The following is a 608-nucleotide window of genomic DNA, read 5'->3' as shown; positions in this document are numbered from 1 at the left end:
ATTCAACACCAAAGTGGCTTTGCAAGAGGCTGCTTTGTTGTTGATCAACATCGTTTGATCAATCGGCTGTTCTTTAAAAATTCATAGAGTCGAATCAGCGTTGTCAGAGGAAACTGCACATTCGTAAAGGTTTAGTGCAGACCGTGCCTCTGACGACAATTTTTTGATTGCGTCAAAACGAATATTCAATAAGCGAAAGCTGATTTGAAATTAGTAATGACGAATGTTTCTTGATAGTGATATCGAGGAATTATTCACATTACGGCATAACGCGTCAGGTGAAAGACCTGGCAAGTCCTTGAAAGATTAGATGGCGATGTTTCGAAAGAGACGTCAAAGTTATAGGGTCAAGTGACTAAGAGCATGTGGTGGATGCCTTGGCGATTACAGGCGACGAAAGACGTGATAGCCTGCGATAAGCTTCGGGGAGCTGGCAAATAAGCTTTGATCCGGAGATTTCTGAATGGGGAAACCCACCTCGCAAGAGGTATCGCATGATGAATACATAGTCATGCGAGGCGAACCGGGTGAACTGAAACATCTCAGTAGCTCGAGGAAAAGACATCAACCGAGATTCCGAAAGTAGTGGCGAGCGAAATCGGAAGAGC

General features: G+C 44.2%; 1 rRNA gene (cut by a window edge). It reads left to right on the top strand.

The annotated features are described in order from the left end of the window. Positions 1 to 345: 345 nt before the first annotated feature. Positions 346 to 608: ribosomal RNA gene (locus ASE86_RS13205) — 23S ribosomal RNA — on the top strand; its annotated part runs 901 nt beyond the window's last position; the annotation flags it as partial.

It is taken from the genome of Sphingomonas sp. Leaf33, assembly GCF_001421785.1.
Lineage (GTDB): Bacteria > Pseudomonadota > Alphaproteobacteria > Sphingomonadales > Sphingomonadaceae > Sphingomonas.
This window is presented reverse-complemented; position numbering and strand designations above follow the sequence as displayed.